General features: G+C 52.2%; 14 protein-coding genes and 1 riboswitch. Of the genes, 5 read left to right on the plus strand and 9 right to left on the minus strand.

Annotated elements, in window-relative coordinates:
• Nucleotides 1-71: 71 nt before the first annotated feature.
• Nucleotides 72-944 (minus strand): putative ABC transporter permease, encoded by an 873-nt coding sequence (locus I2G61_RS04575; RefSeq protein WP_072683758.1) that lies wholly within the window; start codon nucleotides 942-944, stop codon nucleotides 72-74.
• Between the two features lie 176 nt (nucleotides 945-1,120).
• A riboswitch (Fluoride riboswitch) is annotated at nucleotides 1,121-1,194 on the plus strand.
• A 71-nt stretch (nucleotides 1,195-1,265) separates the two neighbouring features.
• On the opposite strand from I2G61_RS04575, the gene I2G61_RS04580 reads away from it, so the two are divergent.
• The 4 genes from I2G61_RS04580 (at nucleotide 1,266) to I2G61_RS04595 (ending at nucleotide 6,940) form a co-directional block, all read left to right on the plus strand.
• Nucleotides 1,266-2,471: a sodium:proton antiporter gene (locus I2G61_RS04580; RefSeq protein ID WP_072683759.1), complete on the plus strand. Its 1,206-nt coding sequence runs from the start codon at nucleotides 1,266-1,268 to the stop codon at nucleotides 2,469-2,471.
• A gap of 473 nt (nucleotides 2,472-2,944) precedes the next feature.
• Nucleotides 2,945-3,631 carry a class II aldolase/adducin family protein gene (locus tag I2G61_RS04585; protein WP_072683760.1) on the plus strand — a complete coding sequence of 229 codons (687 nt, stop codon included), beginning with the start codon at nucleotides 2,945-2,947 and terminating at the stop codon, nucleotides 3,629-3,631.
• A 2-nt stretch (nucleotides 3,632-3,633) separates the two neighbouring features.
• Nucleotides 3,634-5,118 carry a rhamnulokinase family protein gene (locus I2G61_RS04590; RefSeq protein WP_072683761.1) on the plus strand — a complete coding sequence of 495 codons (1,485 nt, stop codon included), beginning with the start codon at nucleotides 3,634-3,636 and terminating at the stop codon, nucleotides 5,116-5,118.
• A 52-nt stretch (nucleotides 5,119-5,170) separates the two neighbouring features.
• Entirely contained in the window at nucleotides 5,171-6,940 is a 1,770-nt protein-coding gene (locus I2G61_RS04595) for an L-fucose isomerase (RefSeq protein WP_072683762.1), read from the plus strand.
• A 171-nt stretch (nucleotides 6,941-7,111) separates the two neighbouring features.
• On the opposite strand, the gene I2G61_RS04600 is transcribed toward I2G61_RS04595, so the two are convergent.
• From I2G61_RS04600 to I2G61_RS04620, 5 genes are all read right to left on the minus strand, one after another.
• Nucleotides 7,112-7,522, minus strand: a complete 411-nt coding sequence (locus tag I2G61_RS04600; protein WP_195548006.1) for a helix-turn-helix domain-containing protein — start codon at nucleotides 7,520-7,522, stop codon at nucleotides 7,112-7,114.
• A gap of 96 nt (nucleotides 7,523-7,618) precedes the next feature.
• The gene (locus I2G61_RS04605) at nucleotides 7,619-9,238 is read right to left on the minus strand and encodes a nucleoside kinase (RefSeq protein ID WP_072683764.1); all 1,620 of its coding nucleotides are present in this window, start codon (nucleotides 9,236-9,238) and stop codon (nucleotides 7,619-7,621) included.
• Nucleotides 9,239-9,506: 268 nt separating this feature from the next.
• Entirely contained in the window at nucleotides 9,507-11,456 is a 1,950-nt protein-coding gene (locus tag I2G61_RS04610) for an Ig-like domain-containing protein (RefSeq protein ID WP_195395661.1), read from the minus strand.
• 414 nt (nucleotides 11,457-11,870) lie between these two features.
• Nucleotides 11,871-14,606: a M56 family metallopeptidase gene (locus I2G61_RS04615; protein WP_072683766.1), complete on the minus strand. Its 2,736-nt coding sequence runs from the start codon at nucleotides 14,604-14,606 to the stop codon at nucleotides 11,871-11,873.
• The gene (locus I2G61_RS04620) at nucleotides 14,606-14,959 is read right to left on the minus strand and encodes a BlaI/MecI/CopY family transcriptional regulator (protein WP_072683767.1); all 354 of its coding nucleotides are present in this window, start codon (nucleotides 14,957-14,959) and stop codon (nucleotides 14,606-14,608) included. The genes I2G61_RS04615 and I2G61_RS04620 overlap by 1 nt, the downstream gene beginning before the upstream one ends.
• 349 nt (nucleotides 14,960-15,308) lie before the next feature.
• Here I2G61_RS04620 and I2G61_RS04625 point away from each other — a divergent pair, with 349 nt between their 5' ends.
• Nucleotides 15,309-17,231 (plus strand): HTH domain-containing protein, encoded by a 1,923-nt coding sequence (locus I2G61_RS04625; protein WP_195395663.1) that lies wholly within the window; start codon nucleotides 15,309-15,311, stop codon nucleotides 17,229-17,231.
• A 754-nt stretch (nucleotides 17,232-17,985) separates the two neighbouring features.
• Here I2G61_RS04625 and I2G61_RS04630 read toward each other — a convergent pair.
• The 3 genes from I2G61_RS04630 to I2G61_RS04640 all read right to left on the minus strand — a co-directional run bounded on the left by I2G61_RS04630 (nucleotide 17,986) and on the right by I2G61_RS04640 (nucleotide 21,590).
• Nucleotides 17,986-19,770: an FAD-dependent oxidoreductase gene (locus I2G61_RS04630; RefSeq protein WP_072683769.1), complete on the minus strand. Its 1,785-nt coding sequence runs from the start codon at nucleotides 19,768-19,770 to the stop codon at nucleotides 17,986-17,988.
• Between the two features lie 220 nt (nucleotides 19,771-19,990).
• Complete coding sequence (locus I2G61_RS04635; RefSeq protein ID WP_072683770.1) at nucleotides 19,991-20,713, minus strand: hypothetical protein; 723 nt, start codon at nucleotides 20,711-20,713, stop codon at nucleotides 19,991-19,993.
• Between the two features lie 52 nt (nucleotides 20,714-20,765).
• Nucleotides 20,766-21,590 (minus strand): trans-aconitate 2-methyltransferase, encoded by an 825-nt coding sequence (locus tag I2G61_RS04640; protein ID WP_229056740.1) that lies wholly within the window; start codon nucleotides 21,588-21,590, stop codon nucleotides 20,766-20,768.
• Nucleotides 21,591-21,666 lie beyond the last annotated feature (76 nt).

A 21,666-nucleotide genomic window follows, 5' to 3' on the forward strand; every position in this document is an offset into this window, starting at 1 on the left:
TTTAACACTTTAAGCTCTGGCACCACGCGCATAGCACGTGGTATCCACTTCGTATGAAAACAGGGCCGCAATCAGCGGCCCAGCGTGTTTTCGATCTTTTCAGCGATCGCTTCTTTTTTATCGTTGATCGCCTTCTTTGTGCGGTTGCGGGTCTGATCCACCCAGGCGCGGAATTCATTGGAAAATTCCCGGTTGACCTGATGCGGGAATGCCTTGTTCAGACGTGAACGAATTTTAAAAGTCCGCTTGGGAATCAAATCGATTCGGCTGACCATCTTGTCAATGATCGCCGAGAGCTGTTCATCCGCATCCGTCGAATCCATCACGGCCTGAATCCGCTCGTAAAACGGCACGTCTTCACCGACCTGATCGACGTTCTTCATCGCTTCACGCAGCTCCTGCATACACTTTTCCAGTTCGACAAATTCCTTGTTCCGCCTTAGCAGCGCATGCACCGTCTTGAACACATCGGTGGAGAAATAGATCAACAACGCGGCATTGACCGCCCACAACAGCGGCAGCGGAATCCGCTGGACGGCGTTATAGATCGGCGGGTGAATGACGTACACCACAAACAGGCACATCAAGCCAAACAGCGTCGAATTCAACAGGCAGATCCGGCCGTTGAGATTAAAACGGTACCGGGAATAATCCCACCAGCGGGTATGAAACATTTTCTCCATCACAAAACTGGTCAGATATTCCAGCGTGCTGGTTATCACGACGCCCCAGAGGAATACCATCCCGTACGAATCCGCAACCGGCTCCAGCAGCGTTAAAACAAAAACGCCGCCAAAGCCGTAAATCGGGCAGTAAGGTCCCGCTAAAAAACCGCGGTTAATCCATTTGCGCTGACCGATGGAACAATAGAGACACTCGCAAACCCACCCTAAAAAACTGTAAATAAAAAATAAGATCACTGCCTGAGCCGGAGTTTCGATCATAATATCCCCTCCTGTTTCGTGATTATTCTACGCCGTTCACCGGGTTTTCAATCGTTTTTAACTGATTTTATCCCAAAAGCAGGCTTTCGCCTGTACCTCATTATACACGCTGCGGCTTTTCGCCACAACTGAAGGATTTTTTACAATCTTGACAATGTGTCCAAAATCCGTTTAAATAAAGAACAGGGAATGATGTCTCCCCAGGCAATGTGCCTAAACCGCTGTATCAGCTGATGACTTCTGTGTGTTTTTCGCATAGGTCATCAGCTTTTTTTGTGGATTATCGGTAGAAAGCAGGAGAAATCATAGGAGGAGAAAAAAATGTTGACCAGTCTCGCATGCTTATTTTTAGTAGGAATTCTGTTCAGTCAGATATTGGAACGGCTGCGGCTGCCGGGGTTACTCGGAATGATTTTAACCGGGATTTTATTAGGGCCGTATGGCTTAAACTGGTACTCTGACAGCTTGATGGGGATTGCGGCGGAGCTGCGGCAGCTGGCGCTGGTGTTAATTCTGCTGCGGGCCGGACTGGCGCTGGATCTGAACGATTTAAAACGGGTCGGCCGGCCGGCGGTTCTGCTTTGCTTTGTACCAGCCGCTCTGGAAATTCTTGCTTATGTTGTATTGGGGCCGAAGCTTTTGGGATTATCCGTAGTGGAAAGCGCGGTCATGGGCGCGGTGATCGCAGCGGTTTCCCCGGCGGTCATCGTACCGCGGATGTTGAAGCTGATGGAGGAAAAACGCGGAACTGAACAATCCATTCCGCAGATGATCATGGCCGGCGCCTCGGCCGACGACGTGTTTGTCATCGTGTTGTTTTCCAGCTTCCTCGCCTTAGCTCAAGGCGGTCCGCTTTCCGCCGCGGCGCTGTTTCAAATTCCAGTTTCAATTACGGTTGGGATTTTGACCGGCGCCCTGACAGGGCTAATGTTGTGCTGGTTTTTCCGGAAGATTCATCTGCGCGATTCCCTGAAGGTTTTAATTCTGATGAGCGTGGCGTTTCTGTTGCTGGAAACGGAAACCCGGCTGAAAACGATGCTGCCGTTTTCCGGTCTGTTAGCGGTAATGGCAATGGGAATTGCGATTTACAGCCGTTATACCATTTTAGCCGAACGTCTGTCGCAGAAATTTTCCCGCTTATGGGTCGGAGCGGAAATGATGTTATTCGTTCTGGTCGGCGCGGTCGTGAATCCGGCGTATCTGTTCAAGGCCGGGGGATCGCTGATTCTTTTGATTTTCACGGCGTTGTTCTTCAGAATGACGGCGGTAGCGTTATGTCTGATCAAAACACCGCTGAATCGGAAGGAACGGCTTTTCTGCATGATCGCATATTGCCCGAAAGCGACGGTTCAAGCTGCGATCGGTGCGGTTCCGCTGAGTCTGGGACTGGCCTGCGGCGAACTGGTCTTAAGCGCGGCGGTGATGGCAATCCTGATCACCGCGCCGCTCGGCGCGCTGGGGATTGATCTGACTTACCGGCGGTGGCTGAAAGAAGCAAAGACTTCCGACGTTGGATTGAAAGACTGATCGAAAGTGAGGACGAACTGAGAATGTTCGTCTTTTTCATGCTCTCTATTTTATGATTTGCCGCCAGCTGTATTTGATGAAATTGAAGTCGCCGCAATGATTCTTTCAGCGGACCTTTGATTTAAAAGGCAGGCAAACGATCATTTTCGGATAGGAAGAACTTTCTTTGATCTTTTGCTTATCTTATCACTCAGTAAAATATCACTTTCGCGGAATACAATATGTTTGTTTTTTTCCTTTCCCGCGTCGCTGAAAGGAGTGATGAAATTCATCATTTTTCAACGTTTTCACGGAAAGTTCAAAGATCGTTCTTTCGAACATTCTTCACGATGATTTCATAGAAACGCTTCATTACGACGTTTTTTCCAACTTGAGTTTCAGCCTGTCTTTTTTACGGTGGCAGCGGTTTCATTCAACGCTTGCATGCGCTGGAAGATTATGCCACAATTATCGTATAGGGAGGATGAAACATCATGAATGAACAGGAAATCCGCGAACAGATCTGCGACGTTTGTCACAAAATGTGGCAGCAGGGCTGGGTTGCGGCCAACGACGGCAACGTGTCCGTCAAGATCGGCGAGGACCTTTATTTAGCGACGCCGACCGGCATCTCAAAAAGCTTTATCACGCCGGAAAAGCTGATCAAAATCAATGGCCAAGGCGAGGTGCTGGAAGCGCTGGAGGGTTATCGGCCAAGCAGCGAAATTAAGATGCACCTGCGCTGCTACAAAGAGCGCGAGGATGTCGGCGCGGTCGTTCACGCGCATCCGGCCACCGCGACCGGGTTTGCCTGCGCGCACGTACCGATGGACGATTACGCGATGATCGAATCGGTCATTGCGATCGGCTCGGTTCCGATCGCGCCGTACGGCACCCCGTCGACCGACGAAGTTCCGGAAGGCATCGCGCCGTTTTTGAAGGAGCACGACGTCATCTTATTGGAAAACCACGGGGCACTGACCGTCGGCTGTGATCTGATCACCGCGTATTACCGCATGGAAACGCTGGAACTGACGGCCAAGATCATGCTGAACGCGAGGCTGTTAGGCGGAGTGAAGGACATTTCGCGGGAAAACATTGATCGGCTGATCACCATGCGCGACACGACGTATCACGTCACCGGCAAGCATCCGGGCTATAAGAAATATTCCGGGAAATAGCGATGGAACCGTGCGTACTTGCGATTGACTTAGGCGCCAGCAGTGGCCGCGTGATCGCCGCGCAGACCGATGGAAAGACGCTTCGCTGTCATGAGATCCACCGTTTTGCCAACGAGCCGGTGGCCTGCTGTGGTTCGTTGTATTGGGACGTCTTAAACTTATTCAATCAAATCAAAAAAGGCATTGCGCTTGCCGCGCAGCGCTACACGGTGAAATCGCTGGCAATCGACACCTGGGGCGTGGATTTCGGCTTGCTGGACGAAAGCGGCAGGCTGATCGAAAATCCGATCTGCTATCGGGACGAGCGGACCCGCGGGATTCTGAAGACGCTGAGTGAAACTATTTCGATGCAGGAGCTGTTTGCCCAGACTGGCAACACGCCGGATGAAATCAACACGCTGATGCAGCTGGCAGCCTTGAAAAACCAGCGGCCGGAAGTGCTGGAGCGGGCGCATCAGCTGTTGTTCATGCCAGATCTGATCGGCTATTTTCTGACGGGAAAGCAGGCGTGCGAGTTCACGATTGCCTCGACCTCGCAATGTCTCAATCCGGAGCGTACCGGTATTCATACAGAACTGCTTGAGCGGTTAGGACTGCAGCCGGATTTATTTGCGCCGCTGCGCTATCCGGGCGAGATATTGGGAACGTTAAAACCGGAAATTGCCGCGGAGTGCGGCTGCGGGGAGATCGACGTGCTGCTGTGCGGAGCGCATGACACGGCCAGTGCGATCTACGCGCTGCCGACGGAGGAAAACCATCCGATATTCTTAAGCTGCGGGACCTGGGCGATCACGGGTCAGATTCTCGATCAGCCGGTGATTACCGAAGCCAGCGCCCAGCTGGGTGTTTCCAACGAAGGCAGTCCCGGCGGCAAAACCCGGCTGGTGCGCAACCTGACCGGGCTGTGGATCATCCAGCAATGCAAGGCCGAGCTGCAGCGTCAGGGAACGGCGCTGACCTACGATGAAATTGAAGCGATGATGGACAAAGCCCAGAGCTACGACGGCCTGATCGACACGCAGGCGCCGACCTTCCGCGAATTCGGCCAGACGATCAGGCGAATTCACGATTATCTGAAAGCGACCGGTCAGCCGCTGCCGCAGACGCATGGCGAGCTGTTCTGGTGCGTTTACCAGAGCCTGGCCGCACAGATGAAGCTGGCGTTCGACGAGCTGGAAGCCCTGACGGGGCAGCCTTCCGATACCTTATATATGGTGGGAGGCGGCTGTCAGTCCGCAACGCTGCGCCAGAAGATCGCCGACGCCACCGGAAAACGCGTGATTGCCGGACCCGTCGAGGCCACGGCGCTGGGCAACATCGCCGTGCAGCTGATCGCGGAAGGGCTGGTCGCGGATCATGCCCAGATCACCGATCTGATCCAGCACAGCGAGAAAATCATGACGGCCGTTCCACAAGCTTCCATGACTTCCCAGATCACCCGGCTGAAACAATTCAAAGCTCAGGCCGCGGTGAACGAAGTGGCCTGATCCGATCCTCTTCATGAAGATATAAAATAAAAAACAAAAAAGGAGAACAGAGATGGAATTAAGTAAATGCAAGATTGGAATCCGTCCGACCATCGACGGCCGCTGGGGCGGCATCCGCGAAGGTCTTGAAGAACAGACGATGGGCATGGCGAAAGCCGCCAAGGCGTTGATTGAAGCCAACCTGACCTATTCCGACGGTACGCCGGTGCAGGTCGTAATCGCTGATTCAACGATCGGCGGCGGCCGGGAAGCGGCGCTGTGCGCAGATAAGTTCGGCCGTGAAAATGTCTGCGGCACCTTATCGGTCACGCCGTGCTGGTGCTATGGTTCAGAAACGATGGATCTTGATCCGACGACCGTCAAGGCCGTCTGGGGCTTCAACGGCACCGAACGTCCGGGCGCGGTGTATCTGGCAGCCGTCATGGCAGCCCATGCCCAGAAGGGGCTGCCGGCCTTCTCCATTTATGGTCATGACGTTCAGGACGCCGACGACCGCTCAATTCCGGCCGACGTTCAGGAAAAGATCCTGCGCTTCGCCCGCTGCGCCATTGCGGTCGGCGAAATGCGCAACAAAGCTTATGTCAACATCGGCGCGATTGCGATGGGCATCATGGGCAGCTGCTGCGACCCGGATTTCTTCCAGAAGTATTTAGGCATCCGCGCCGAATGGGTGGACATGTCGGAAATCATCCGCCGCGTCAATCTGGAAATCTACGATCATGAAGAATACGAACGGGCTTACGCCTGGGTTAAGGCCAACTGTCCGGAAGGCTTCGACAAGAACGCCAAGCCGTACAGCGCCGAGGATAAGGAAAAGCAGTGGCAGTTCGTCACGAAGATGACGATGATCATCCGCGACATCATGCTGGGCAACGACAAGCTGAATGCGATCGGCCGGCATGAGGAAGCGATCGGCCGCAATGCGATCGCGGGTGGCTTCCAGGGTCAGCGGATGTGGACCGACTACATGCCTAACGGCGACTTCGCCGAGGCGATCACTAACTCCTCGTTCAACTGGAACGGCAAAAAAGAACCGCTGGTGCTGGCGACGGAAAACGATACGCTCAACGGCGTCGCGATGTTATTTGAAAAGCTGCTGAACCATCGTGCTTCCATCTTTGCGGACGTGCGCACCTATTGGAGTCCGGAAGCAGTCGAGCGCGTCGTCGGACGCAAACCGGAAGGCCGGGCGGCCAACGGCTTCATCCATCTGATCAACTCCGGTGCGGCGGCGCTGGACGCCACCGGCTGCGCCAAGGATGAAAACGGCCAGGGCGTCATGAAAACCTGGTGGGAAATGACCGACGCGGACATCGACGCCTGTCTGAAGGCGACCGACTGGTGTCCGGCGGATCTCGGCTACTTCCGCGGCGGCGGCTTCTCCTCCCATTTCCGCACCCACGCAGAAATGCCGGTTACGATGGTTCGGATGAATCTGGTTCAGGGCATCGGCCCGGTCATGCAGATCGCCGAAGGCTGGACGGTCGTTCTGGATGATGAAATGCACAAAATTCTCGATCAGCGCACCGATCCGACCTGGCCGACGACCTGGTTTGTTCCGCGTTTAGACGAAGCCAATTCAGCGTTTAAGGATGTCTATTCCGTCATGGCCAACTGGGGCGCCAACCATGGCACCTTCACTTATGGCCATATCGGCAAGGATCTGATCACGCTGGCAAGCATGCTGCGAATCCCGGTTTCGATGCACAACCTGAGCGACAACGATCTGTTCCGGCCGCACAGCTGGGCGGCCTTCGGCACGAAGGATCTGGAGAGCGCCGATTACCGTGCCTGCGCGGCTTATGGTCCGCTGTATAAATAAAATAATTTCACGCGGTCAGTAATGACATTCAAAGATTTCTTCTGAGGAAATATCAAATAAAAAGATGGAACCCCATCTTTTTATTTGCCTTGCGTTTATAAAGCATCGTGTATTTTATTGAAACATCCGCTTGTTGTACGCTGATTCTCAAACGCAGAAAGAAAACCTGACCTAAATTGTCTCCTTCCCCTGCCGCAGAAACAGAATTCCTGCGCTGGCCAGCCCCAGATCTGCCAGCTGGAACCCACTCGTGGGTTTCAGCGTCTTTAAAACAGAACACACGATCAGCGCGATGCCCATCGCGACGACCAGCGCCTTCAGCACCAGATCTACGATCTCGTTGATTCGCTTCACTAACGACGCGGGACGGGTTTCGCCCTGCATTAATTCCTCCACAGAGACCCCGAGAATTTCCGCCAGCCGCGGCAGCGATTGAATATCCGGGCAGGATAAATCCCGTTCCCATTTCGACACCGCTTTATCCGTCACCTGCATCTTTTCCGCCAACTCGGCATGCGTCATTCCCTGCGCCTTGCGCAGCCGGGCGATGATCATGCCCATCGTTTTTCCAGATTGTTTCATAAGCTTCCTCCTCGCTTCTGATTTCCATCATAACCCCGGATGACCCATCCGGCAATCAACCGGAAGCAGGAACCGCTCGACCAGAAGTTTCCCGAATTATTCCTCAAACACACTGCCGCCGATGAACTCCGCCAAAATGGAATCATGCGGCACAAGTGCCGGATCGCCGCCATCGAAATACGCAAGCAGCCGGCGGATCCGGTTAGCCTCAATATACTCCGGCGCGTCCACAGGCACCTGATCCAATAACGGCGCCAGAATTGTTTTCAAAATCGGCAGCTCATAATCCATCGACGTGTTGAACAAGCACTCTGCCTGTTCCTGATACGGATAAATATACCGATCCTCTCCAGCCTTCACCTGTTCCCAACCGTCCAGCGTACTCTGTACGCTGCGCCCGCGGAACTGATAATCCCGCGTCATCCGTCGGATTAAACGATAATCCGTCGTTGTAATCCGATTATGCCGATCCAGATTCAGATGCGTCAGGGCGTTGATATACACGCGAAACTTCGCGCTTTCCGCAATGTTTTCCGAGCTGCGCGGATTGAGCGCATGCAGCCCCTCCAGAATCAGAATCTGAGCCGGCTTCAGCGTCAGCGGATCACGGACAAACCGTTTCTCGCCCAGCTTGAAATCATACGTCGGCAGCACGACCGGCAAACCGCCAATTAGCGCTTCCATCGACGCGTTAAACAGTTTCAGATCCAGACATTCGATATTCTCATAATCGTGCGTTCCATCCGGCAGCCGCGGACTGTCTTCGCGGTTAAGGAAAAAATCGTCCATCGAGATTGCGATCGGATCCCTTCCGCGCTGACGCAGCGCCAGAGCCAGGCGGCGGGAAAACGTCGTTTTCCCGGCGGAGCTGGGGCCGGCAATCAACACGATTTTCAACTCAGGGCAAGCTGTGATTTGATCCGCCAGACGGTCCAGATCCCGCGCCACCCGGCTTTCATTGTCTGCAATAATCTGCGGCAGACATCCCTCGCGGATTTTTTCATTCAGCTGAGAGATCATCGAAATTCCCGTTTCCCGGCCCCGCTGTTCAAACTGACGGTAAACTTCAAACAACTTCGGCTGATCAACAAATTCTTTTTCCGTGCTCAGCCAGAACCCCTGATGGACCTTCTGCAATGTAAATTGGGTGATCCACGAAGCATCCGGCAGCATCACGCCATAAAAATAATCGTCAACTCCCGCGCAGGTATAAACGCTGCATTTCGCCGCTGTCCGCTGTCTTAACAGACTGGCTTTATCGTGCATCCCAAGCGCTTCAAAGTGCGCCACAGCCTCCGCCTTGGAAACAACACGCCGGTAAATGGGCTCCCGTTTGTCGATCATTTCCTGCATTTTCGTCTTGATCTGTTCCAATTCCTGCGATGTGACCGGTTTTTCCCGAATCAGCGTGCCATATAAGCCGCCCGCCAGTGAATGCTCGATTAAAACATCCGTGCCGTTGAAGCACAGCCGCACCGCCGTGATCAATAAAAAGCTCAGCGTGCGTTCCGTCATCATCTGACCGATCAGACTATCCCGGCGAATCCATTCAAACGCCCCGCTTTTATTCAAACGATAGTTCAAATCATGAACCTTCCCGTTTAAGATTCCGCCTGCCAGCATAAGCGGATCATCCTGCTTCGCTGCCAGCTGGGCGATCGTCAACCCCGGCTGAACCTGAATTTCAGATTGATCCGGTAATCGAAGTGTCAACATCGCACATCCCTCATTTCTTTTCTATCATCATAGCATAATTCCGGCACGATTCGTACAAAGACGCCGGAATTGAACAAACCACTACTCCAGCTTATTCTTGCGGCCGGATAAGTTGCCAACGCAATTCAGTCTGGGATTCAAAGTCTTTCGCCTTATCCCTTCATCCTGTATTTAAAAGCTCTCAGATTCTCTGCCCTGCCCAGAGCTAACCCTCTCTGCGCAAAAAAAGACGCCCCTTCGGGACGCCATTTCTTCAATCTTATTTTGATTATTCGACGGTGATCAGAACGTAGCTTTCCGCTAACAGATCGCTGTCGCTCAGCAGACCGACTAAGACCTTGCCCGCCGCATTCGCAGTGACCTTGCCATTCTCATCAACCGTGGCGATGCTTTCGTCTAACGATACCCAGTTCATGTGGATATCATTGGCGCTCTTCGGCAGAACATCCGCACTCAGAGTTGCGGTTTCGCCGACTTTCAGCGCTGTTTTATCAGCTTGGACATAGACACATTCCGTCGGAACAACTTCCTTGAATGTGACGTTATCCAGCCACAGGCTGCCTTCGCCTTCACCCACGACATGCAGCGCAATCTTCACGCTGGCCGCATTGGCCGCGGTGATGACGTTGTAATCAAATTTCCGGAAATCTGCGCTCATGTTCAGGTTGTCCGTCAGCTTCGCCAGATGTGTGGAAATCGTGTTGCCTTCCGCATCCATCTGGTTGATTTCGTAACAGAAGTTGCCGGAATGCAGCGTATCGGTCTTGTGCATGAAGCTTAACTGGTAACGTTCGTTCGGCTGTACTTCAACAGTCTGTTCGATCGAAGCGTCGCCGGCATCCGCACCGGTCTTCGTGATCTTCGCCGCTTTATTCCCTGCTTCCACTTCTTCGTAAGCCAGCGCGTATTCCGCATTGCCTTCTTCCGTCGCATTGGTTAAGGTCCAGCCTTCTTCGCTTTCCATATCGCCGTTAACCAGCAGACTTGCATCGCTGCCGGCCGTCGGTGTGATCCAGTCGCCATAGAAGCTTAACGTTGCGATCTGGCTTCCGCCTTCAACCGCGTCCAGAACAAGCTTGACATATTTGACTTCGCCGTTCAAAGCGATTTCTGTCGTGTCTTTTGTACCATCGGCAACCGCAATGTAATCCGTGCCGTTGATCGAAGTTTCAACATGGAAGCTTTCCGGTGCTTTTTCGCCCCATTGGACGCCCAGTTTCTTCGCGGTATACGGACGATCCAGCGTCAGGACGACTTCCTGTTCGCCCTCGCCGGACTGCCAGACTGTCTTTTCATCGCAGTCAACCATGTTGTACGGATGGGAATCGTCGGCTGTGCTGGTCGCCGTGACATCCTGCCCCAGCGCGCGGTCATGTTCGATCATCGGCGCCGCTTCGTCCAGCAGCTCGATATCCGCAAACATCAGTTCATGGTCAGCCATATCAGAGTGATAAGTTTCGACGTGCGTAATGTTGATGTTTTTCGTTGTGATGATGTTGTCAACGGTCATGACCTTCATTGAATCGTCAGTGCCGTTGAACGAATCAAACCAGACGCCGTCCTTACCGTTGGAAATATTATAATTGTCTTTGAAGATGTCGTATTCATACAGGCTCTGGTCAGCGTTGAAGTCCGCGACCAGGATCTTGTATGGAATCGGATCCGCAGCCAATCGTTCAATGATTTCCGTAAACTGACGGCGGCGCAGATCGTTGTTTTCCCAGCTGGTGTGCGTGACATAGAACGCAATCTGCTTGCCTTCTTTTTCTACGACGACGCGTTCCAGCGTCTTGGTGGCTTTACTGCCCGTGCTCTCGATTGGAACTGAGCTGATTTCCTGGAATTCTAAAGAAGAAGTCGTACCGACGCCGAAATAGCCGTCAGCGAAGTCACGTCCCTTGGCGAAGTGGACGTAGGGATAATTGTCGTTGACAAAGTCCTGAGCCATGTCGTAGTCGTTGCGGGTGTTCAGGATATCAATTTCCTGGAAACCCATGATTTCAATGCCGCGTTCATGGATGATGTTGGACATTTCCTTGATGTCCGGATGAGCCTTGGAGTCGATGTTCCACGTCGCAACGCGCATTGTTGTGACATCGGAACCTGACGTTGGCGTCGCTTCCTGTTCCGGAGCGGCCGGGGTTTGCGAGCAACCGGTGACTGCCGTCAAACAGAGCAAACCAGCTGCCAGAAGTGCAGAGAGTTTCTTCAGTTTCATTTTTCTTTCTCCTTGTTTTACGCTTGATAGCGCTTCCACATGAAAAATGGTACCGCTGATTTTAAAATTTGTCCAATAATCATTTCTAATCCATAAGCTATAATTCATTATATATAAGCTTTATTTATACTTCCTTGATTTCTTTGGCCGCCGTATTTTTACGCTGAGGTTTGGGCCAGGCTGTAATGAAGGGAATTCCCCGGTAATCGCTCAGATTCACCGGCGTTAATCTGCGCAAAAAAAAGCCGGCCGATCAAAGTATGATTTCACTTTGTGCAGCCAGCTTCTTTAAAGCTCTTATTTTCATGGACAACGAAGTCAGTATTTCTTCCTCTGTCATCAAGCCGGTCTTTTCACAACTCGATGGAAAAGCTGTTTTTTTGCGGGATGTCAGAAACTCGGTTGTGATTAAAGTTATTCAAACAGGGAAGCCATCGGCTCCAGATTATATTCTGCCGGCTGTTCGTCGGTCATCACCTGGATCAGCTGCAAAGCCAGATCCAGCGCCCGCTCATCGGTCCTGAGAATTCTGCCGTTGAGTTCGTCGAACACCGCGTATGTCGCTTCCATCAGCGCTTCGTCTTCCATGTTGAGATCGGTGGCTAAATACTGCCCGGTACTCGGATTATAGGTTGTGTTCAGCCACACTTGAAGTTCTGGAAAATACGCATTGCATTCATACGTCGTATTGTTGCCCATCGTCGGACTGCGGTCCAGATTCACGTTGATCAAAAAGTTTCCATCCGCACCCGGAATCACATTGCGCACTGTTTCATTCAGCCGGTAGCCGCGGTCAATATACAGCTTGTTCGTTCCGACCTCCTGCGAAATATTCAGCGTCGGAAAATCGTTGGCCTGCGCTGTCAGCGAAATCCCTTTCTGTTGAGCATACGTCCGCTCAATGACAGCGCGCCGACCGGCATATTCGGAATAGGCATTCGATTCAGCGACAATCGCATCCATGAGCGCCAGCTTTTCCTCATTGATCTCAAACGTGAGATCCAGAACTTCAAAAACGTTGATCTTCACCGGCGAAGCCATCGCATATTGCAGATAAGGCACCAGATCGCCCAGCGTTTCACCGCCGGACATCACCGCGAAATGCAGCGCCGGCCGCTGATCCTCCGGCAGGTTGTCCGTCGACAGATAGCCTAACAGCTGACCCGGATGATAGATTTCTTCGCCTTCCGTGCGGTATATTCTATCATTCAAACCGCCGTAGAACGCACTGATCCCCAAGCTCGGATGATCGACCACGAGGTAGCGACGGCCCTGTTCATCCTCGCCGATCTCACGGATCGTGCCTTCAGCCATGGCCAGAACCGGAATCCGCGTGCGGTCTTCGGTCTGATCGTCGATCAGATCCCAGCCGATCACGCCGTAATCCTCGCTGAGCTCATGGGTTTCATTCCAGGCCACTAACGGCGCTACCTGCTGCGCACCCAGCGGCAGCACCCCGAAGCTTTCCGGACAGCTGAACCGTCCGTCTTCCAACACCGCACACGTGGAATTCTGGACGATCTCCTGCTGATCATAAAGCAGAATGCGATCGACAAACTCATCCCAGAACGATTCCGGCAATGCCAGCTGTTCCGCCGCGCTGTTAATCAAATACCGGCCCGAGTTCTTATCGTAAACAAGCTGGCCGGAACCCGGCTCGTTCATTTTCGTGAACTGCGCTATCAGCTGATCGGAATTCGATCCATAGCTCAGTGAAATCGGGCCCAACGGCTCGAACACCGTGCAGTAGCTGATGGACGTCAGATGATCGCCCAACGCCAGATTGACATTGTTCAGCGCTTCCGGAATGACAAAATCATCCACATACAAATGATAAAACAGATCGCCTAAGCCCGCGCACTGCTCCGCGCCCCAGACCGAAGTTTTCAGATCGGCGGCTTCAACTTCCCCGGTTTTAAAGTCATAAGCGACCGCCACCTTCCGCTCCAAATTCTGTTCGCCCAGCACGATCACCTGATCCTGATCCATCATCGGAATGATCGACCATTGATACTGGTTATACGGTTCGTTCAGATTGACCGTCATACTCACGCTTTCGATCTGCGCCGCTTCCGCTTCCTTCAGCAGCTCGTTAATCCGGCGCTGATCCTTGCCGAAAGCCGGATTGCTCAATAACGGCACCGCTAAGAGCAGGCACGCCGCGATCCCGGCCGCCAGCACCCAGAACGTTGGTTTCTTATAATTCAGAATATTCTTGATCCTGAGCTTCGTATTGCTTTCGCTGAACGACAGCGCGGTGATCGTCGGCCTGGAGGCAAACTGCAATAACGTCATACCGTAATTCACCCGGCCGCCGCTTCCCAACTGGCCCAATACCGCTTCGTCGCAAGCCATTTCCATATCCTTGCTCATGAGGATGTAAGCATACCACAAAATTGGATTGAACCAGTGGAACATCAGCGCCAGCGACCCGATCATTTTAAACACATAATCATGCCGCCGCAGATGCACACGTTCATGCGTCAGCACATATTTACGCTGGCGGGAATCCAGATCCATCGGCAGATAGATTTTCGGATGGACCAGACCATAGATAAACGGCGAAGTGATCGCTTCACATTCATAAATGTTCTGCCGGCTGCGCATCGCAAAGCGCAGCCGATGACGCAGCGCCAGACTGTTGGCGATCAGCAAACCGGCATAGCCGATCATCCCGATCACCCAGATCACGCTGGCCGCCTGCAAAAGCGGCGAAATCGTCGCTGTCGAAGAAGGTGCTGAAGCTTCGGCGCCGGACTGCGGCAAAGTTGGTTGGGACAGTGTCGGCTTGTGACTGTCGGAAATACCGGCGTCAGCATTAAGCTCTGTTTGAGGCAGATTGACCGCCGGATCGCCGGTTTTGATCACCGGCCGCGGCACGGCCGATACCGGTTGACTGGCGGAAGGCACGACAAACAGCACTCCGCCCCGCTCGGAAACGGCCGGATTCGCCACGCTCAGCACGCTGAGTTGGCTGGTAAACGAAAACGGCAGCACCAATCGGATGAAAACGAACGCCCACAGGGCGTAGGAGAAAATTTTCGGCGCTTTCTTTAACGGCAGCCGCACAACCATGACCGCGGCAGCGACGATACTGGCGGCCAGGCTCATGTTTAAGATCGTCTGAAAAAGAGTCGTCAGCGTATTCATTATTTCTTCTTCTGACGGTCCAGCAAATCTTTCAATTCGTCGATTTCTTTTTCAGACAGCTTCCGGTCCTGCAGAAAAGCGGTGACAAACTGCGGCAGCGAGCCTTTGAAAACCTGATCGACGACTTCGCCGCTTTCCTCACGTTCACATTCGTCACGTTTGTAAAGTGCTCGGACAATCGACTTTTCATTGGCGATTACGCCTTTTTCCTGCAGCCGTTTGATGAAGGTGTAGGTCGTCGATTTCTTCCAGCCGAATTTCTGATCGCACACCGCGACCAGCTCTCCCGATGAAACCGGCTCCCTTTCCCACAACAGATCCATAAAGCGAAATTCAGCGGATGTCAATCGCATATCCAAATCCTCCTTTTCTCTCTGTTTCTACCCAAAGTCTACAGTTGTAGGCTCGGGTTGTCAAGTCTTCTTTTCTACTTATTTTCACCTCCCTGCAGAAAGCCGGCAAAAACGGTAACATAAAGCGATTTCCCATGCGAATCGCAATGAAGCTGAAATCACTTTTCATCACACTCGCTTGAAATTGGAAAATCCACGATCAGAGAAATTGCTGAAAAAGCCGCTGTCCGCCCTATCCCTGTATTTGCTTCAAGGTTTGACGGGTTGTGCTTCTTCGTTTCTTTTTGGCAGGTTGCCCTTCTTTCGTTTCTTTTTTATAATAAAGAATAAAGGACAAAGATGAAAGAGTATGGAAATCACAGAACGCGAAGCAAAACTTCTTCGTTATTTAAAAACACATAAAAAACCGATCAGCTGCGAGAAACTGGCTGATCTTTGCGGTTTGTCTGCCGACACTGCCCGGCGTGAACTGGGCCGCTTAAGCGTTTGTCTGAATGCTCAGACGGGGTGTCAGATTGCGGGCCGGCGGGGACAGGGTTACCGGCTGATCGTTACCCAACCGCAGCAGGTGGAAGCTTTTTTCAATGAGCTGGCGAAACAATATCATTGGGATGAACGCAACGACTTCCGGATTTTGGCTGCGATCCTGTTATGCCGAATTCTGGCCTCTGCCCAACCGTTATCCTGGTCCGAGCTCTGTCAGGAATTTGCGATCCCTGAAAATCAGCTGCCCGCGATTGCGGCGGTGGCTCAGGAGCAGCTGGCCACCTTTGAACTGACGCTGCATCCGGAAGCCGTGGGCTTTGTCGTGGAGGGGAATGAACTGAAAAAGCGGTACTGTCTGATCTGGCAGTCGTTATTGCTGGCAAGCCAGCCGGAAGCGGGATTGGATCGCTTCCATCCGCTGCCCGATGATTTCCGGCAGGAGCGGAAGACTGTTCTGACCTTGTGGCCCATCATTCAGGAATGTCTGAAGTCCGTTCCGCAGCTGACATTATCCTATTCGGATTGTCAGGCTTTGATCGCAGGTCTGGTTCTCTGCCGCTGCCGGCGTGATCCGAAGCTGCGGCTGACCTTGACTGACGAACAATGGCAGACGCCTCGCGATAAGCAGTCGGCATTGTTTGTTGAGGTCTTATTTCAGCATCTGGATGGGAACGAATTCCTGGATTCCAGAGAAAACCGGCGTTTTTTGGAAGTGCTGACTTCCGCACTGCGGGGATTGAATATTTCCATTCCGGAAGCGGCGGCAGTTTCCACTTCGATCGCCTCGCCGGTTCTGGATCGGTTCGCACGGCGTTATCCATTTGATTTTACAGCGGATCCAGACTTCCGTCAGCGTGTATCCAGCTGGTTGACGCAGTTGGATATCCGCCGGGCGTTCGCCATGCCGCCTTTTCCGTTAACGAGCGATGATCTGCTCAGCGATCCCCTCAGTGAGAATCTGGCGCTGGAGCTGACCCGCTGTGTTGAGGATTGCATGCGCGTCCCCCTGTCTCATGATTTTAAGCAGCAGGCGGCGAAATGTTTGTTTCCTTATTTAAAGCCTTTAAGTACGGAATCCGTGTTCACCGTCTGGATCATTTCCCGGCAGGGAATTGGCGCGGCTGGGAAATGGTTGGAAACGATCCAACAGCTTTTCCCGATTTTAACCGGGACTTCCGCGCTGTTTACGTTCAAGCCGGTTGAATTTACCGCGCTGTTTCAGCTCCGGCGCGAGGCTTCTGATTTGATCTGGACGGATATTCCCGATCTGCCGGGAATTCCGCCGGAAAATGTATTTTACTTCAAACCGCCGCGTTCGCGCAAGAAGATCATCGACAGCGGCTTTGATCCGTATACGCCGCTGCGGGACTGGCTGGGCCGCAATTTTACCATCGTTTCCAATTCGATCCGCTTGCGGCAGAAAAAAGACCTGCCCCGGTTGTTCGATGCGATTCCCGTGATTTCAGCACGGCGGTCTCTTTCCGCTTCTGCGATCACCTGTGTTCCCATCGTCAATCAGATCATGTTCCTCGGCGGCGAAACGGCGCACCTGGAAAAGAGCGAGCTTTATTTCTGGGTCAATGACCGGCCGTTAGTCTGGGATGGACAGGAAGTCCGGTTTTTCCTCTATTACCGATGTGCCGCGCCCTTGTCAAAAAGCTGGCGGCCGCTGCAATGGGTTTGTGAGCGTTGGCTGAAATTGTCTCCATCGCGGATGATCAAGGTGCCGGCGATGGCGCCGGCAGCGTTGTATGACCTGTTGATCGACACTTGCCGGAAACGTTAAAAATAAAAGACTGGTTTCCCTTATATGGAGTTGCTTTGACTGGAAATAAGCTTCTCTGGGAATACAGTCTTTTATTATATCAATGGAATAAAAGCCAAAATTACGATTCTCAATGTGTTCAGTCTTCCTTCACTTTCTGTCAAATACAGACTGCTTTTGCACAAGGCGAAACAAAATTATTCGTAAACGAGGAGCCAGTTGGGAAAATAAGAATGCAGCATTTCGATTACAGATTCCCTGTCGTTTGCGTTATCAAGGCAGAGAACAATCCGTGGAAATTGAGGCCTGCCCGATGATTGTTCAGTTGAATCGGGCTGCCGGATCTTGATGAAAAATGAAATTTCGCCTAATTCTTCAATCGTGGGATCTCGATCTAACGCATCCAGCAACTCTAACAGCGAAGTGTCTCCTTGTAAATTCACATTCACAGAGGAAATGGCGGTTTCGATTTACTCATTATACTTATATTTTATTAATTTTCAGTATTGTACCTTCTATTTTACTCTCCTTCAATTTCTCTTGTTTCCAACCTTAATTATTCAAGGAAGTCTCCCTCACTTTGCGATCGTTTCATTATAGAGTATTCACATTGATCTCTTTCGATCGACCTCGGAACATTTTGATCTATTTCAAATCCTGCTTCCACGGATTCTCTTTAGGCTGCAAGAAGAATAAAAAAAGCCGCAACCAGGCTGCTGACTTGTATCAGAAACCTTGGTTATGGCTTTTTTATTAAATCTATGAAGTCTGTAACTTATTTCGCAATCGCTGCGGAAGCGGCGTTGCCTGCGTTATATCCGCTGGTTACTGCCCAGCCGAACAGCGTAGCGCCCATGTAGACGTCGCCTTCCAGTCCGCCGACAACTTCACCAGCTGCGTATAAGCCTTCAACCGGCTGTTTTTCCGTGTTCAGTACCTGCATCCCGTCGTTGATACGCAGTCCGCCCAATGTCGCATAGTAACGGATATACTGCTGCAATGCGTAATATGGACCTTCTTCGCTTAACGGCGCGGTCAGTTCGCGGCCGAATTCATCTTTTTCACCCTTGGCTGCCGTTTCGTTGAACTTCGTCGCCGCTTCGGTTAACGCGCCTTCCGGCAGGTTCATCTTCTTTGCCAGATCTTCTAACGAATCCGCTTTGACCATAAACGGATTGCCTTCACCGTCGTTGGCCAGCCACTTCTCAACATCTTCATCCGAATAGATCTTCGATCCCGTCATGCCCTTATTGAAAGCGTCAAAGGATGTCTGATCCATGATCAGATACTGGGCCGAGTTCTTCTTCATTTCCTGCATCAGATCCCAGGCGTTGCCCTTTTCGTTTGCGAAACGCACGCCATCCTGATTGACCAGGAACGCCCCGGAAGCAGAATAAGCCGCGCCGACACCCGGGTTGCAATACTGGCCTAAGCCGCTTGGCAGAATCATCGAGTTTGGCTGCGTATTGACGAATTCCATATTGAAGGTATCCGCGTTCACTGCTTCCGCCATCTTCAGGCCATCGCCCGTTGCACCCGCATGACCGGCGTAAACAAACTGCTTATATTCCTCCGGAACCATGGCGTCGTTAGCGCCGAAGCCGCCGGTTGCCAGAATCACCGCTTTGGCGTTGATCGTGTAGTTCTTCGCATCGTCGCTGGCTTTTACCCCTTTGACTACGCCGTTGTCTACGATCAGCTCGACAGCCGGCGTATTCGTCATCACCGTGCCGCCCGCTGTTTTAAAAGTATCCGCCAAACTGGAAACCACCCCAGCGCCGCGGCCGGTGCCGGAATAACTGCGGGTTGGCTTGCCGTCTCGCTCATACGGAACATTCGCACCGTCTTCGGAAACCAGCCAGTCGAACGCCGCGCCGGTCGTATTGACATAAATATCCAGCGTCGCTTCGTCATTGTTATTATGACCGTTTTTCAACATATCCGCTTTCAGCTGTTCCGGTGAATCTTCAAAACCATCTTCCTTCTGCCACTGGCTGCCGGTCGCCATGGTGCCGGCGCCTGCCATGGCGCTCGCGCCGCCGACAACGCCCGTCTTTTCCAACAGGATAACGTTGTTGCCGTTCTGCTGCGAAGACAAAGCCGCGGTCAGACCTGCTGCCCCGCCGCCCACGACGACGATATCCGCGTCCAACGTCACTTCTTCTTTTGTCGTCGAAGAAGATTCCGCGGATTTTGTCATTTTATCCATATCCGCGCCTGCCTGAGTTAACGCGTCTTCCATCGCCGCTTTAAAACCATTCGACGTGACCGTCGCGCCGGATACGCCGTCAATGCCGATGGACTGGCTGTCCAGAACCTTCGTGACTAACTCCGGTAACGCTGCCGCGCCGATTCCTTCTGTTTCTGAATGCTCGATCACCTGGATATCCGTGATCTTTTCCGCATCTACCGTGACTTCCAGCGTAATATCGCCATGGAAGCCGGCTGCCGAGGCTTTATAGGTTCCCGCTTTCATGCCGCCGGTGGCTTCCGGCGCTTTGGTTGAGCACCCCGTTGTCAGCAGCATCGCCGCCAGAACGAGGGCAACTAATTTCTTCATTTCTTCTTTCCTCCTTTTATAGACGATCGTCTACCTTTATCTATTTTATCGATTCCCACGTTGTTGTCAATCCTTTTTGTGAAAGTTTTATGATTTTCAGGGACACTCTGAAAGAAAAAAAGCATTGGAATTCAGCGCACTCCAATGCTTACCTGCCATTTCTAATCGCTCTTCTGATCTCGAAATAAACGTCGATCAACGGTAATCTTCACCCGGATTTTCAGGTTTCAAGCAGAGCTTCCAGAAACCGCGGCAGGAAGCTTTCTAAGGCATTGCGGATCCGACTCGCCGTTTCCATTTCCGAGCGGGCCCGGGCGTGAAAGCGGGCGGCGTTTAACTGGATATCCTTGAAGCCTTCGACTTCTTCCTTTAAGAGAAGCTGAACGTCCCATTCCCGGCTCCAGGCGAATTGATGCCCAAAGCGCTGCGTTTCTTTCAAGCTGCTTTTCAGCGCTTCTCCCAGCTCGCGCATTCTTGGCAGATCGTAGGGAATCTGAACGTTGGGGGCATACCCGACATAGCCGGTAAACGGAACTCGTTGCCCTTCCGCCTCGCGCGTATCATAGCTTTGTGAGATCACGGCGTCGTATTCCTTTGCCAGTGCTTCCAGCTTCAGCGCCTGAACAAGCAACTCCGCACCGTCCTGGGCCGTTCGATCTCCCAACTGTTTTGCATCCTGCAAAAGCTGCGCTGCAATCTTTAGACATTCCTGTGATGACAGGGAAAGCGGATGCCTTTCAATTTCACTTAATTCCCGACGCACAGCCTGCGCGTCGACTTTCAGTTTCTTCTTCCAGGAAAAAATATGCTGCCGCGGCAAAATCACCAGCGGACTGCCCTGCGCTTCCGCCAAAACCAACGTTTGTTCCAGCTCCGCTTTCCGCTGCCGCTGCTGCAGAAAGCGAAGCAGAAGCAGAGCTTGTTCATGATGTGTCAGTATCATCGCACTCTCCTTTTTACCTTATTGCACTCCAGTTGAAACCTTCCTCACTGACTCACGGCTTTCGGGCTAATTCCAAATCAATCGTATCGACCAGCTCAATTCTGCCTCCATAACGATCAATCTTATTTTGAATTGCAGCGTAGAAATCCGCTCTCACCGCTTTGTCTAAAATGATATGATCCGACTGCGTGGCGATCAGCGAAACATAATCCTGCGCCGAATAGGATCGCTTCCTGGTATACATTCTGATTTTCTGATCCACAAAGCCATACCGCAGACTGATCTCGGATCTTCTTTTCGCATCCGCTTCGGTAAACGGCGGCGTTGGCGCGGAATAGGCCATATATTGGGCGTAAACCTGTTGAATTTCTTCATACAACGCTGCATTGCTTTGTCGATAGTTTCCATGCTTGGCAAACCGTGCGAACACACCGCCCGGTTTTAACAGGGCATACACCTTCGAATAACCGATTTCTTCCGGGATCCAATGGAAAGCCGCCGCGGAGTATATCAGATCGAAGCGGTTCTCCGGACTTTCATAATCCTGAAAAGCGCTGGTTACAACGGTAAAATCGGGATAATCACTGAATTTCTTCCGCGTCAGCGCTGCCAGCTGATCACCCAGCTCGACTGCGGTCAGGCGACAGCCGGTCTTTAATATCGGCGTTGTGGCCTGGCCGGTTCCAATCCCGATTTCCAGCACTTCGCTGTTTGAAGTCAGCGGCTGATAAGCAAACAAATCCTCGTATAATTCCGAGACATATTCGGGACTCCATTTGTCATATTCCTCCGCAACGGTGTTGAAGGTCCATTCCAAGCCTTGAATGATCGCCATGCTTTCCTCCTTCGCCGGTACCCGGCCCTTCCATAAACTCATGTCCGATGATCCGCCGCCGTGAACGCTTGATCAGACAACAGAAAAACGCACTGTTTCCAGGCTTATTTCACGTTAT

The sequence above is a fragment of the Holdemania sp. 1001095H_141210_F2 genome (assembly GCF_015558105.1).
Lineage (GTDB): Bacteria > Bacillota_I > Bacilli_A > Erysipelotrichales > Erysipelotrichaceae > Holdemania.